Origin of the sequence: Pseudomonas chlororaphis subsp. aurantiaca (genome assembly GCF_013466605.1) — a bacterium.
GTDB lineage: Bacteria > Pseudomonadota > Gammaproteobacteria > Pseudomonadales > Pseudomonadaceae > Aquipseudomonas > Aquipseudomonas chlororaphis_I.
In genome coordinates this window covers 4,516,576-4,530,053 of the sequence record NZ_CP059162.1, presented here as the reverse complement: position 1 = coordinate 4,530,053, position 13,478 = coordinate 4,516,576, and the positions used below count along the sequence as shown (strand labels likewise).

8 protein-coding genes and 3 pseudogenes are annotated in these 13,478 nt (G+C 60.3%); 8 read left to right on the top strand and 3 right to left on the bottom strand.

Annotated elements, in window-relative coordinates:
• Window positions 1–57 precede the first annotated feature (57 nt).
• Together H0I86_RS20415 and H0I86_RS32370 are read left to right on the top strand one after the other, a co-directional pair.
• On the top strand, window positions 58–2,136 hold the full coding sequence (locus H0I86_RS20415; protein ID WP_373369434.1) for a TonB-dependent siderophore receptor: 2,079 nt from the start codon (window positions 58–60) through the stop codon (window positions 2,134–2,136).
• 303 nt (window positions 2,137–2,439) lie between these two features.
• Complete coding sequence (locus tag H0I86_RS32370) at window positions 2,440–3,936, top strand: methyl-accepting chemotaxis protein (RefSeq protein WP_180921872.1); 1,497 nt, start codon at window positions 2,440–2,442, stop codon at window positions 3,934–3,936.
• A gap of 66 nt (window positions 3,937–4,002) precedes the next feature.
• Here the strand turns inward: H0I86_RS32370 and H0I86_RS20405 are convergent.
• Window positions 4,003–4,518: pseudogene (locus tag H0I86_RS20405) on the bottom strand (TetR/AcrR family transcriptional regulator); the annotation flags it as partial.
• Window positions 4,519–4,571: 53 nt separating this feature from the next.
• Here H0I86_RS20405 and H0I86_RS20400 point away from each other — a divergent pair.
• Window positions 4,572–4,900, top strand: a pseudogene (locus H0I86_RS20400) (MFS transporter); the annotation flags it as partial.
• A 209-nt stretch (window positions 4,901–5,109) separates the two neighbouring features.
• On the opposite strand, the pseudogene H0I86_RS32665 reads toward H0I86_RS20400, so the two are convergent.
• Both H0I86_RS32665 and H0I86_RS20390 read right to left on the bottom strand, forming a co-directional pair.
• Window positions 5,110–5,421: pseudogene (locus H0I86_RS32665) on the bottom strand (transposase); the annotation flags it as partial.
• A 337-nt stretch (window positions 5,422–5,758) separates the two neighbouring features.
• Window positions 5,759–6,382, bottom strand: coding sequence for a response regulator transcription factor (locus H0I86_RS20390; RefSeq protein ID WP_180921870.1), 624 nt, complete (start codon window positions 6,380–6,382; stop codon window positions 5,759–5,761).
• A gap of 419 nt (window positions 6,383–6,801) precedes the next feature.
• On the opposite strand from H0I86_RS20390, the gene H0I86_RS20385 reads away from it, so the two are divergent.
• From H0I86_RS20385 to H0I86_RS20365, 5 genes are all read left to right on the top strand, one after another.
• Window positions 6,802–7,362: a fimbrial protein gene (locus H0I86_RS20385; RefSeq protein ID WP_180921869.1), complete on the top strand. Its 561-nt coding sequence runs from the start codon at window positions 6,802–6,804 to the stop codon at window positions 7,360–7,362.
• Window positions 7,363–7,386: 24 nt separating this feature from the next.
• Complete coding sequence (locus tag H0I86_RS20380; RefSeq protein WP_180921868.1) at window positions 7,387–8,154, top strand: fimbrial biogenesis chaperone; 768 nt, start codon at window positions 7,387–7,389, stop codon at window positions 8,152–8,154.
• A 166-nt stretch (window positions 8,155–8,320) separates the two neighbouring features.
• A complete protein-coding gene (locus H0I86_RS20375) occupies window positions 8,321–10,915 on the top strand; it encodes a fimbria/pilus outer membrane usher protein (protein WP_180921867.1) in 2,595 nt (864 codons plus the stop codon).
• The gene (locus H0I86_RS20370) at window positions 10,915–11,694 is read left to right on the top strand and encodes a fimbrial biogenesis chaperone (RefSeq protein WP_180921866.1); all 780 of its coding nucleotides are present in this window, start codon (window positions 10,915–10,917) and stop codon (window positions 11,692–11,694) included. Before H0I86_RS20375 ends, H0I86_RS20370 begins: the two co-directional genes overlap by 1 nt.
• Window positions 11,695–11,773: 79 nt before the next feature.
• Window positions 11,774–13,459 (top strand): ShlB/FhaC/HecB family hemolysin secretion/activation protein, encoded by a 1,686-nt coding sequence (locus tag H0I86_RS20365; RefSeq protein ID WP_180921865.1) that lies wholly within the window; start codon window positions 11,774–11,776, stop codon window positions 13,457–13,459.
• The last annotated feature ends 19 nt before the right edge of the window (window positions 13,460–13,478 follow it).

Genomic DNA, 13,478 nt, shown 5'->3' with positions numbered 1-13,478 from the left:
GTGCACACCTTGAAGTCATCCTGTCCGCGTGCCCGCCGTAACACCCTGATCAAACGCATGTTGCCGACACTGTCCTGCTGTCTGGTCGCCAGCCCGCTGTGGGCACAGGAGGCAGTCGAACTGCCGACCACCGATATCCAGGCCGATCGCCTCAGCCAGGACACCGGCTACACCACGTCGCAAGCCAGCACGGCGAGCAAAAGCAATGTGCCGATCAAGGAGGAGGCGCAGTCGATCAACGTGGTGACCCAGCAGACCCTGGCCGACTATCAGGTGCGCTCGCTGAACGACGCCATGAAGTTCGTCAGCGGCGTCAGCCAGGGCAACACTCTGGGCGGTTCCAGGGACTCGCTGGTCAAGCGCGGTTTCGGCACCAACGACGACGGCTCGATCCTGCGCGACGGCGTGCGCTCCAACCTGGGGCAGAACTTCAGCGCCACCACCGAGCGGGTCGAAGTGCTCAAGGGCCCGGCGTCGATGCTCTACGGCGCGCTGGAGCCGGGCGGGCTGATCAACATCATCAGCAAACAGCCGGAATACACCCAAAGCACCACACTCAGCGGCTCGGCCTACAGCGAAGGCGGCGGCACCATGGCCCTGGACACCACCGGGCCCCTGGGCGATACCGGCCTGGCCTACCGCCTGATCGCCGAGCGCGGCCATGAAGACTACTGGCGCAACTACGGGGTCAACGAGCATACCCTGGTGGCGCCGTCGCTGACCTGGACCGGCGAGCGCGCCAGCCTGACCCTGAACTACGAATACAGCGACTACTCCAGCCCCTTCGACCGTGGCACCGTGTTCACCAACGGGCATCCGGCGGACATCGACTACGACAAGCGCCTGGACGAACGCTGGGCGAAAAGCGTCGGCATCCGCGAAGTGGCCAGCGCGCGCTTCGAGTACCAGCTGAGCGACGCCTGGAAAACCCGCGTCACCTACGGCTGGAACAACGACCGCTACAGCCTGTCGATCGCCCAGCCCAACAGCTTGACCGGCAACACCCTGCGCCGAGCCGCCAACGGTGCCCACTACGACGACGAGACCCGCTACGCCAGCTGGGACTTCATCGGCCAGCAGGAACTGTTCGGCCAGCGCCATGACCTGCTGGTGGGCGTCGACAGCGAGCACTCCGACCAGTACCGCGGCAAGACCTACCGCAACACCGCCCAGGGTGGTTTCAACATCACCTCGCCGGTCTACGGCAAGCTGGCCGAGCCGAGCCTGGTCAGCGCCACCCAAAGCAACCTGCGCAACCAGCTGACCTCGAGCTCGGTGTATTTCAAGGACAATTGGCACCTGGACGACCAGTGGATCCTGGTCTTCGGCGGTCGCCAGCAGCATTACGACCAGTACAGCGACCAGGGCCTGGGCCGCAGCTACAAGGTCAACCGCGACAGCAATGGCGACACCTTCGTGCCGTTCCTCGGCCTGGTGTTCAAGGCCACCGACAGCCTGTCGCTGTACGGCAACTACAGCCGTTCGTTCAAGCCCAACACCGATGTAGACGACGCCGGCAAGACCTTCGATCCGGAAGAAGGCCGCAGCTACGAGGTGGGGGCCAAGTACGATCCGCTGCCGGGCCTGAACATCAACCTGGCGCTGTACGACATCGAGAAGAAGAACGTGGTGACCACCACCACGGTCAATGGCGTGAGCCTTTCTGAAGCCGCCGGCAAGGTCGGTTCCCAGGGCGTGGAGCTGGACGTCACCGGGCGCATCGCCGAGCGCTGGGACCTGATCGGCACCTACGCCTACAACCACACGGAAATCCTCGACGACCCGAGCAACGAAGGTCACCGTCTGGCCAACGCCCCCAAGCACACCGCCAGCCTGTACCTGAGCCACCACCTCAACGTGCCCGCGGAGTTCGGCGCCTGGCACGCGGGCGGCGGTGCCCGTTATGTCGGCGAGCGCGCGGCCAACAACGCCAACGATTTCTGGCTCAGCAGCTACACCGTGGCCGATGCCTTCGTGCGCTGGGAAGCGCCGCTGTTCGGTTACAAAACCAGCCTGCAGTTCAACGTCGACAACCTGTTCGACAAGCAGTACTACCCGTCGTCCACCGGCAGCCAGCTGCAGGTCAACGTCGGCGAACCACGCACCGCACGCCTGAGCGCCAGCGTGACCTTCTGACAACACGCGGACCGCTGCGCGTCGCCCTGCCGGGTGGCGCGTCGGCGGGATCCGTCTCGCCGCTGTCGCTCGTCCCCCGCCCATTCCGCCCTTCATGGCATTCCCGCCAATCTCCCGACTTTGCCCACCTGCGGCCCGATTCCCCGCGGCCCGGCGTCAAGAAAGCTGTGGCCATGTCGATAGTTGAAAGGCGAACTTGGCTATTTGCCACTATCGTTGCTGACTGAACCGCTCGCCGAAGGCGGTCATCCCGTTTTGCCCTCTGCCGTTTTTCTTCCCGTCACGTACATGGAGTAAGAGTGCATGGCTTTCCCCCCGCGTTTTCTCGAGCATTACCGCAAAGCCGACCGCATCATGATGGGCCTGATCTGGCTGATGTTCGCCTATGCGCTGGGCCTGGCGTTCTGGCACGACACCTTCACCCAGGCGCTGCTGGTGGGCGGCGGCACGACCCTGGTGCTGAGCCTGCTGTACCGCGCCATCAGCGGCACGCGCCTGATGCGCTGCTGCATCGCCATCGGCTTCATGCTCATGGCGGCGTTGCACATCAACCAGGCCAAGGGTTTGATCGAAGCGCACTTCGGTATTTTCGTGCTGCTGGCGGTGCTGACCTTCTATCGCGACTGGCTGCCGATTCTCCTGGCGGCGGTGACCATCGCCCTGCATCACGTGGTGTTTCATGTGCTGCAGCACCAAGGTTTTCCTGTCTACGTCATGGCCCATCACGGCGGTTTCGGCATGGTGGCGGTGCACGCCTTCTATGTGGTGGTGGAGACGGTGATCCTGCTGTACCTGGCGGTGCACAGCCATGCCGACGCGGTGGAGAGCCAGGACATGCTGGACAAGATGCTCGCCGCCACCTCCCAGTTGACCGTCGAGGTTCATCAGGGCGAGAGCGGCAAGGTGCATGTGTCGCTGGCCCAGCGTTTCGACCATTTCATGCAGCAGATCACCGCGCTGGTGGATGGCGTGGTGCGCGACACCCACGGCCTGCGCGAACTGGGCCAGGACCTGGCGAAAACCAGCCAGACCCTGGAGCAGGGGGCCCAGCATCAGTTGACGGAAATCACCCAGATGACCGGCTCCATGCAGCGCATGGGCGATGCCATGGGCGACATCGCCGTGCACGTCGAGCAGGCGGTCGAGCGCGCCGGCCAGGCCAGCGCGCAAATCAGCCTCGGCCAGCAAAGTGTCGATCGCGCCCAGGCGGAAATCACCCAGCTGGCGTCACGCATCAACGGCACCAACGAAACCGTGCAGCGCCTGGCGGGGCAGGCGCAGCAGATCGGCAACGTGCTGGAAGTGATCGGCAGCATCGCCGCCCAGACCAACCTGCTGGCCCTCAACGCCGCCATCGAGGCCGCCCGTGCCGGCGAGCAGGGCCGTGGTTTCGCCGTGGTCGCCGATGAGGTGCGCAACCTGGCCCAGCGCACCGCGCTGTCCACCCAGGAAATCAAGACCATCATCGAAGCCCTGCAACAGGGCAGCCGCCAGGCCGCCGAAGCCATGCACGACAGCCGCGAAGGCGCCCAGCGCTGCGTCGAAGACAGCCGCCAGGCCTCCGCGATGTTCCAGGCCGTCGGCGCCGACATCTCGCATATCGACCAACTCAACGGCCGCATCGTCAGCACCACCCGCGAGCAATCCAGCGCCAGCCTCGACATAGTCGGCCGCCTGCACTCGGTCCAGGCCATCGCCCAGAACACCGCCGACGACATGGGCAACCTGGCCCTGAGCAGCCAGCGCCTGCCACCGATCGCGATCCGGCTGGAGGCGTTGGGGCAGACGTTTCATAAGTAACGGGGGCAGCGGTGCCGGCTTTCAGGCCGGCGCTGAGTCGACTCAGCGCCGATCCATGGACGCACTCTAGGCATCCCGGGCCATCATGATCTGGGTGACCGCCGTATCCAGCAGTTCATGGGGCATGCCGTCCCGGGCCAGCACCGAAAGTCCGAGCATGAAGCTGTCGAATACCGCGGCCATGGCGGGCGGGTCGGTATCCGCAGGCAGCTCGCCCAGGGCCATGCCGCGCTCGATGCAGGCGACGAGGCCGGCCCTGTCGCGGGTCCGGGTTTCGATCAGCGGGGCAGAGACCGCCGGGTCCTGCACCGAGCAGATGTCCATCACCCCCAGAGCGATCAGGCAGCCGCGGGGATGGCTGGTTTCGCACTGCATTCTGGCCGAGCGTCGCAGCGTCGATTCGATGGCGTCCCGAGGCGCCAGGTGTTCATCGAACAGGCCTTCGGTCACGCGGCCGTGGGTGTCCAGATAGCGCTCCAGCACTTCCTTGAACAAGGCTTCCTTCGAGCCGAAAGCCGCGTAAAAGCTGGGCGCGGAAATGCCGCCGCCAATCCCTTCCTTGAGCTGGCTGAGTGACGTGGAGCACCACACTTGAACATCCACGGTTACCCCTCGGCGCCTTGCTGGCGCTGGCGATGACCGGCTTCATCTGCATCGTTACCGAGACCTTGCCAGCCGGCTTGTTGCCCGAGATCGGCCAGGGGCTGGGCAGATGATCACGGTCTACGCCCTGGGCTCGCTGCTGGCGGCCATTCCGCTGACCATCGCCACCCAAGGGTGGCGCCGACGCAATGTCTTGCTGCTGACGATCTTCGGTTTCCTGGTGTTCAACTCCATCACCGCCTGGTCGTCGAACTACCTGCTGACCTTGATCGCGCGGTTTTTCGCCGGGGCTTGCGCGGGCCTGGCCTGGAGCCTGCTCGCCGGGTATGCGCGGCGCATGGTGGCGGTGCCGCTGTGTGGGTTTTCAAAAAATGTGATTTTTCATGGTCTGTAAAATCAATGAGTTGTGCATCTTTTTTGATATGGCTGCTTCATGGCTTTTTCAGTCTTGTTGATAAAAACCTTTGAAATCTTCGAAATAAATGAACCTGCTTCGGCTGGTTTTTGGGGGGGCAATAATCTTCCTTCGCCGCCATAAAGTGATTTCTGTGCTGTACGCCCAAAAGTTGCAGGGAAGTGCTGGCGAACCTCCAGGTCAAAAGCGGTGTTCATGCCCATCGTCACCGCTTCGATTCGAGCGCAACCCTCTGCTCCCAGCTTTTCGAAGAATGGCCTGGCCGCGGTCTTCGCCAGTCCACAGTACTCGCCGTGTATCGGCATCCAGCACGACGCTGGTGTAAACAATGCGAACTCATCCATTACCGGGCGTCGCGGTCGCGCCTTCGGCAGAGTGCTCAATGCTGCCTGCAAGGCTCGCCGTTCCAGCAACCGAACGGTGTCCCAATGCCGCCCAAACATCTGAGCCACATGCAGAGAGGGAAGTAATGACTGCCTCTGGCTCGAACAACCGGGCCTGGTCCTGCGCGGAGATACTGATACCGATGACCTCCAGCAACAGGTACAGGCGCCCCCCATCCTGACGAAAAATGGCTGCGCTCGGTCCTGTTGTGTTAAAAGCAGGCTCGGGATACTTATTTAGATCCTTAAAATCCGCCTTCTCGTCTATTTTTATTTGCTTGACCCTCGGTTACCGACTTTTCGTCCAGAGCCTAGCTTTCACTGTTCTGACGAAAGTGTACTTTGGTGTCGCATCGTAAACCGATAACATGCTGACTTTGAACGGGGTAGATGTCCATGTATGAATGGATTCTGCTAGGAACTATATGATTCCTTTTTGCCTGGCTATTTCAACTAGGGCTAGAAGGTTGGTCGTATTGAACTTCTTCAAGAGCCTTATTTTATAAGTGCTAACCGTTTTGTAACTGATCAGTAGTGTGTCAGCAATTTCCCTGTTGTTAAGGCCCTGAGCCAATAATCTCAGTGTGGTGATTTCCCTGTTAGTGAGCTGAGAGGCAGAGGTACTCTGATTGGCGGAAAGGCTTTTTTGTAAAAACGCTAGGGAGGTCTCAGGGAAATAGGTATGTCCTGACAACAGCGCTTTTACTGCGTCACCCACCTCATTCAGCGCTTCGTCCTTGCAGATGAATCCTGCTGCGCCCTCATGTAAACACCGTACGGCAAAGTTTTTTGGGTCGCTGGAAGTCAATATCAGGGTTTTTACCAGGAAGTTATTTGCTTTGAAGTAAGTGAGTACGGAAAGCCCGTCCAGTTGAGGCAAGTCAAGATCCAGTATTACTAGATCTGGTTTGTGTGTGCGAACAAGTTGAATGGCTTCAACACCATTGTCGGCTTCGGCAGCAATATAATGTCCATTACGCTGAAGTATTACTTTCAAGGCAACCCTGATTAGTGGGTGGTCGTCGACTATTACTATGTTTCCCATAGCGTGTTCTCTCTGCCTTAATTTTCTTGGTTCGGATTTGTTGATGTCTTAACGGTTGAAATGCAGGCTATGAGGATTTTAGTGGAGCATGGCCGGCTTCTGCATTTTAAAGAGTTACACCGTCTTGTCTCATATGTAAAGCTTAAAGTTCTGGGTGAGTTATTAGGATTACTCTGATGGCTGATTCAGCTCTATCTTAATTCAAATTTGAAGGCTGATCGGTAAGCTATGACTTCCTTTGACTACCCCCTCGTGGGTCGCCCAAGGAGCTTGCTAATGTTGTCGAATAATCGACTTAGACTTTGAATGAGAGAGGCTTGGAGCTGCTATGGCCGAGGTGAATTGGTCATGGCTGAACCGGGAGGGTGGTCAAATTAGATCGCACTTTCTTTGCCGATCAACGTGAACAAGGAAATCACATGAAACGCACATCTTTACTATCCCTGGCAACTTCCAGCTTGATGCTTGCCGCGTTTGTCCCTTCGTTATCTCATGCCACTGATGGAGTGGTTAACTTCTCTGGCAGCATCACTGACGTGACTTGCAATATCAACGGCAAGGCACCAGGTGAAAACAACGTCACCAACGTGGAGCTGGGGCGCATCTCTCCTTCGATCTTCAAGGCCATTGGCGATGCTTCTCCGTTCAAGGGCTTCCAGTTGGTGTTGTCCGGTGCGCAATGTACCGATGCCACCAAGGTCGTGGTCGATTTTGACCAGGTGGGTAACGTTGATCCAGCCACCGGCAACCTGAAGCTGATTGGTTCTGCTCCGGCAACCGGCGTACAGATCCAGGTCTACAACGACGATGCGACTGGCGCGAAGATCCCGCTGGGTCAGTCGGAGAGCGCACCGCAGGTCGCCACGGTGAAAGACAATACGGCAACGCTCAAGTTCAAGGCGAACTATGTAGCGACCTCGACCACCGTTGGAGCGGGTTCGGGTAACTCCTTCGTTCGATACACTCTGTCATACAAGTAAAAACACACGCCCGAGGAGTTATCCATGACGCCGAAAGCGCGTAATTTTTCTTCTTTCGTTCTTGGCGTCATGTTCTTGGGCGTATGTTCTGGAACCGTGCAGGCGTCGATCGTTATTCAGGGCACTCGATTGGTTTATCCGTCGGATGCTCGTGAAGTCACCATCAAGATGGACAATACAGGGGGCACTTCTTCATTGGCCCAAAGCTGGATTGACGATGGTGATGCCAGCAAGGGGCCTGAAGAAATGAAGGTTCCATTTCTAGTGTCTCCCGCGGTTATTCGCCTGGATCCGGAAAGTTCGGCATCCCTGCGTGTTTCTTACACGGGCGAGAAGCTTGCGGAAGATCGAGAGTCCTTGTTCTGGCTCAATGTTCTGGAAACACCTCCCCGGAAAGAGGTGGATGAAAATGTCCTGCAGTTTACGTTCAGGACCCGAATCAAAGTATTCTTTCGACCCAAGAACCTGAAGTCGGATGTGGACTTGGTGGCGAATAAGCTCGATTGGCAATTCAAACAAGCCAGTCATCCGGATAGAAAAGGTAAAGTCGAGAATCGCCTGGGAGTTCAGGTAAATAATCCAACGGCCTATTACGTTTCCTTTGGAAAAATAGAAGTTGTTCTGGATGGGCAACCGGTTGCGGTCAAGGATGAAATGATCGCGCCCTTCAGCAGTACTTTTTTTTCGTTGCCTGAACAAAAACCTCAGAACTATCGCAAGGCATCTGTTCGTTATGAGGTGATTAATGATTTCGGTGGGCGGCGGGTCCTTGAAAAACCGCTTTCGCTGTAACTTTTAACTATCCCTGCTTTGTCATGTCCATGCTGTCAGCATGACGGTATTAAATATGTTGAGCGTCCAGTTTCGTTGCCTGGTTGTTTTCGCTTGCGCGCTAGTTGCGTGCGGTTTGAGTTCGGGTCGGTTTTTCCTATGTCTTGTGTTTACGGCGATTATTGTCATGACGACAGAAGCACGAGCTGAAACTTCCGCGGGCGCTCCGGCATTGGCTAAGACCTCCGATCCGACGGGACAGGGCGTGGTATTCGACTCGCAGATGCTGTTTCAAACCGAGGGCGTGCCCATCGATACCACCCGGTTTGAGCGCCAGGGCTTTCTCATTCCGGGCAACTACCGCATCGACCTGCTGGTGAACGGACAGTGGCGTGCCACGCAGAACATCGAGTTTCGCGACACTCACGGACCGCAAGGCGGGCAGCCTTGTTACGAGCGTGCGTTGCTGACCCGCGCCGGTATCGACCTGGACAAGGCTGCCGCCGCGCAACCGTCTTCCGAAAGCATGCCGGAGGGCCTCTATTGTGCGGACCTGGCCCGCTACATTCCCGGCCTCACTACGAAGATCGATCTCAAGGAACTGACGATCGACCTTTCGGTCCCGCAATATTTCCTGCAGAAAAACCTGTCGAAAACCTATGTCGATCCGGCCAACTGGGATCATGGCATCTCCGCCGGGCTGCTCAACTACAACACCAACCTGTTCAGTGCACAGAATAACGGCCGAACCCAGACCGACGCTTACGCCGGTCTGAACATGGGGCTCAATATGGGCTCGGTGCGCTTGCGGCATAACGGCACCCTGACCTGGTCTCCGGAAGCGGGTAGCCGTTATCAGCGTGGCTCCATCTACGGCCAGACCGAATTGCCGGCATGGCGTTCACAGTTGCTGGTGGGCGAAAGCGTCACCAATGCCGATCTGTTCGACTCCGTATCGTTTCGCGGCGTGCAGCTGTCCAGCGACGACCGGATGCTCCCCGATACCGAACGCTTTTACGCGCCAGTGGTGCGCGGTACCGCCAGTTCGAACGCCAAGGTATCGATTTATCAGCGCGGTTATCTGATCTCCGAAACCTCGGTGGCGCCTGGACCGTTCGAGATCAGCGACCTGCAGGCCGCCAGCTTCGGTGGCGACCTGAGTGTCACCGTGACCGAGGCCAACGGGAAGAGCAGCAGCTTTACCGTGCCCTTCGCCACGACTGTTCAGTTACTGCGCCCTGGAAACTCCCGATACAGCTTCACCGCCGGCCAGATCATCGATCCTGGGCTGCGCGGCAGTAACCAGTATGTGCTGCAAGGGACAGCCCAGCACGGTCTGGATAACGACATTACCGGATACATCGGCAGCGCTGTCACGGGCAGTTATATGTCGGTACTGATGGGGAGCGCGCTCAATACCGATGTGGGGGGCTTTGCCTTCGATGTGACCCAGGCCAAAACCAACGTGCCCAGAAGGGGCCGTCTGAAGGGGACGAGCCTGCGTCTTTCCTATAGCAAGAACCTGCCCAATAGCGGTACCAACTTCTCGTTACTGGCTTATCGCTACTCGACCCGTGGTTATTTGGGACTGCATGACGCGGTCGCGTTACAGGACTTCGTCGAGGGCGGCGAACGGGTGGAAGCCTTCTCCCGAATGCGTGACAGGCTGGATGTGAATATCAGCCAGCAGTTGAAGGCCACTGGCGGGCATTTCTATGCCAGTGGTTCGGCGCTCAATTACTGGAATAGAAAAGGCAAGGCCCTGAGCTTTTCCACGGGTTATAGCAATCAGTGGCGAGGCAACAGCTATTCCTTCGCCGTACAGCGCACGTTGGGACAGAACCGGTATTCAGGGCGTCGGGCAGTCAGTAGCAACACGACCTTGAGTTTGACCCTTACGATCCCGCTGGGCCGTGAGACCCGGGGCGCAACGGTGCTCAATAACTTCGTCAGTCACGACCAGAGTACGGGAACTCATCTGACCAGCGGCGTTTCCGGGACCATGGACGACGCGGGCAAAGCCTCCTATGCCGTGTCCGTTTCCCGTGACGATAAGCAACGGGAAACCAGCCACAACGCCAGCCTCAATTATTCCTTGCCCCAGGTGGCCTTGAGTTCCAGTTTTTCCCAGGGCAGCGATTACCGTCAGGGCTCCATCGGTGCGTCCGGCGGCATGATCCTGCACCCCGGCGGCCTGACGTTTGCCCAGACCCTGAGCGAGACCAGTGGCCTGGTCTACGCGCCTCATGCCAAGGGCGCAGGTGTCGGCTACAGCGGCGCGCGGGTGAACGGCAGCGGTTACGCGGTGGTGCCCAGCCTGACGCCTTTCCAGCTCAACACCGTGGATATCGACCCGCAGGGCATGCCCGACGACGTCGAGCTGCAGGTGAGTTCGCGCAACACGGCACCGGTGGCGGGGGCCGTGGTGATGCTGTCGTACCCGACCCGCAAGGCGCGCTCGTTCCTGATCAACAGCCTGCAACCCAATGGCGCGCTCCTGCCGTTTGCCGCGATCGCCACCGACGCCGAGAGCGGGGTGGAGATGGGCGCGGTCGGCCAGGGCAGTCGCCTGGTGCTGCGCAGCGAAAAGGACCAGGGTTCGATCCGCGTCGAATGGGGTGACCAGCCTGGGCAGCAATGCCTGATCGACTACCGCTTGCCCGAGCGCGATGCCGCGCCTGCCAAGGCGGCCGAGGCGAAGGGCTATGAGGTGTTCGACCTGCCATGCCGCCCGGTGCCGCCCGACGCTGCCGGGGCACCCGCCCAGGCGAGGAACGGCTGATGCAACAGACATGCGGCTTGCGCTGCTCCTCGGCCATGGCTCGGCGGATCCGTGGCGGCCTGCTGTCGGCCTGGTTGCTGATGTCGCTGTGCGTCGACGCCCAGGCGGCGCTGGCCATTACCGGCACGCGCTTCATTTACCCGGCCAATACCCCGGCGTTGACGGTCAGGGTCGGCAACACCGGCGATGCGCCGATCCTCCTGCAAGCCTGGCTGGACCGGGGGGATACGCACACCGACCCGAGCCGCCTGACGGTACCGTTCGTCCTGTCGCCACCGATTTCACGGCTGGACCCACAACAGCGCAGCGCCCTGGTGGTGCGTTACACCGGCGAACCCTTGCCCGGCGATCGCGAGTCGGTGTTCTGGATCAACTTCCTCGAAGTGCCGCCGGTGACGACCACCGACAGCAATGTGCTGCGCCTGGCCTATCGCATGCGCATGAAGCTGCTGTACCGCCCTGCGGGCCTTGCCGGCAAGGCGGACGAGGCAATCGGGCAAGTGCTCTGGAGCCTCGACAAGACCCCGGGGCCGGATGGGCAGATGGCACTGCTGGCCACCAGTCGGGCGCCTTACTACGTGTCCATCTCGCAGTTGGAACTGGGCAGCGGGACTCAATCGATCAGTTGGCAGGGGATCACGCTCGAGCCTTTCGGCACGACCCGTATCGCCTTGCCCGCAGCAAAAAAGGCAGCCGTCGCCAGCGCGACGGTCGTTCGTTACCAGGTGGCGGTAGACAGCGGGGAGACGCTGAGTGGAAGTGCGCGGTTACAGCAGTAGTTTTGCGATGGGCAGATTCGTGACAAGTACGTCGTCATGCGGCAGTGGCCGAGGGCCTGAGGGTGCGCGACCTGTGGGCATGAGTCCGGGGTGGCGCGGGTCATGTTTTGTCCTGGCGGCGCTGCTGCCACTGGCAGTGCCCGATATCGCCCTGGCTTTGCAGGTGCCTAACGCCGGCCAGGCGATGCGTGACATCGAGTCGGTCCAGCCGGCGCAGCCTGCTCCTTCGGAACTGGAGTTGGATCTGCCCAAGGCCGAGACACCCGCCGCGCCGGCAGCCCCGGACACTTCCGGGATCCGGGTGCAGGTCAAGACGTTTGCCATCGAGGGCAACCAGGTTTTCAGCACCGAGCGTTTGCAGGAGCTGCTGGCCGACCTGCGCGACAAGGAGTTGGACCTGGCCGGTTTGCGTGGGGCTGCGCAGCGCATTACCGACTACTACCAGAAGCAGGGTTATGTACTGGCCCGGGCTTTCCTGCCACCCCAGGACATTGAAAACGGCCTGGTGCGGATCGCTGTGGTCGAGGGGCGTTACGGGCGCATCGAAGTGCAGAACCGTTCGCGCGCCCTGGATCAAGTGGTGCGGGCGCCGCTGTCGTCGCTGAACAGCGGCGAGGCGGTATACGACGCGGACCTGGAACGCAGTCTCTTGCTGTTGAGCGACCTGCCCGGGGTCCAGGCCCGAGGCACCTTGCGTCCTGGCCAGGAATACGGAACCACCGACCTGGTGGTCGATACCGAGTCCGGGCCACTGTTGAACGGCACCCTGGAGGCGGACAACTTCGGCGGTTATTACACCGGTGAATACCGCCTGGGTGGCAGCCTCAACCTCAACAACCCCTTGCGTCTTGGCGACCAGTTGAGCCTGCGCGCGATGCGCAGCGACGAGTCGCAGCGTTATTTCCGCGCGGCCTACCAGTTGCCAGTCGGCCCCTGGTCGACCCGCATCGGGGGGGCGTACTCGGAAATGAGCTACCGCCTGGGCAGGAACTTCGAGGTACTGGATTACCACGGTGTCGCCAGCTTCCGCAGTTTCTTCGTCGCCCAGCCGCTGGTGCGTAGCCGCACCTTCGACCTCACTGCGCAACTGCAATACGAAGACAAACGGCTGCGTGACGACATCGACCTGTTCGAATTCAGCAGTCGCAAACAGATCGACCTGTGGACCCTGAGCCTCAGCGGCAACAGCCAGGACCGTTTTTTCGGGGGCGGCCAGAACTTCTTCGATCTGTCCTACGGCAGCGGGCGGCTGCGCTTCGGCGACCGTGAGGAAGAAGTCCAGGATGGCCGCACCGCGGGCACCTCGGGCGAGTTCGCCAAGCTCAATCTCAATGCGGCGCGCCTGCAACGCCTGAGCGATCGCTTCCAGCTCTATACCCGGCTGAGTGCGCAATGGGCCAACGACAACCTGGACAGCTCGGAAAAGCTCGGCCTTGGCGGCCCCTACGGTGTGCGCGGCTATCCGGTGGGCGCCGGCAGCGGCGACCAGGGTTGGCAGGCCAGCGCCGAACTGCGCTATGCCCTGGCGCCGCGCTGGCAGCTCAGCGCCTTCGCCGACAGCGGCACGGTCAAGGTCAACCGCCAGCCCTGGACCTCCGAGAACAACACCCGCCGGATTACCGCAACCGGTATCGGCGCCAGCTGGGTGGGGCCTTCGCAGCAAGTCAACCTGACGCTCGCCTGGCCGTTGCATGACAACGGCAAGACCCGGGAGAAGCCGGAGCGCCGCCCCCAGGTCTGGATGAACGCGACGCAATATTTCTAGTACCTGCTCGTAGCAGGAG

What these genes read in the sequence shown, in the direction of transcription:
- H0I86_RS32370 (WP_180921872.1), top strand. Translation starts at nt 2,440, where the DNA reads ATGGCTTTCCCCCCGCGTTTTCTCGAGCATTACCGCAAAGCCGACCGC.
- H0I86_RS20370 (WP_180921866.1), top strand. Translation starts at nt 10,915, where the DNA reads ATGCAACAGACATGCGGCTTGCGCTGCTCCTCGGCCATGGCTCGGCGG.
- H0I86_RS20380 (WP_180921868.1), top strand. Translation starts at nt 7,387, where the DNA reads ATGACGCCGAAAGCGCGTAATTTTTCTTCTTTCGTTCTTGGCGTCATG.
- H0I86_RS20415 (WP_373369434.1), top strand. Translation starts at nt 58, where the DNA reads ATGTTGCCGACACTGTCCTGCTGTCTGGTCGCCAGCCCGCTGTGGGCA.
- H0I86_RS20390 (WP_180921870.1), bottom strand. Translation starts at nt 6,382, where the DNA reads ATGGGAAACATAGTAATAGTCGACGACCACCCACTAATCAGGGTTGCC.
- H0I86_RS20375 (WP_180921867.1), top strand. Translation starts at nt 8,321, where the DNA reads ATGACGACAGAAGCACGAGCTGAAACTTCCGCGGGCGCTCCGGCATTG.
- H0I86_RS20365 (WP_180921865.1), top strand. Translation starts at nt 11,774, where the DNA reads ATGAGTCCGGGGTGGCGCGGGTCATGTTTTGTCCTGGCGGCGCTGCTG.
- H0I86_RS20385 (WP_180921869.1), top strand. Translation starts at nt 6,802, where the DNA reads ATGAAACGCACATCTTTACTATCCCTGGCAACTTCCAGCTTGATGCTT.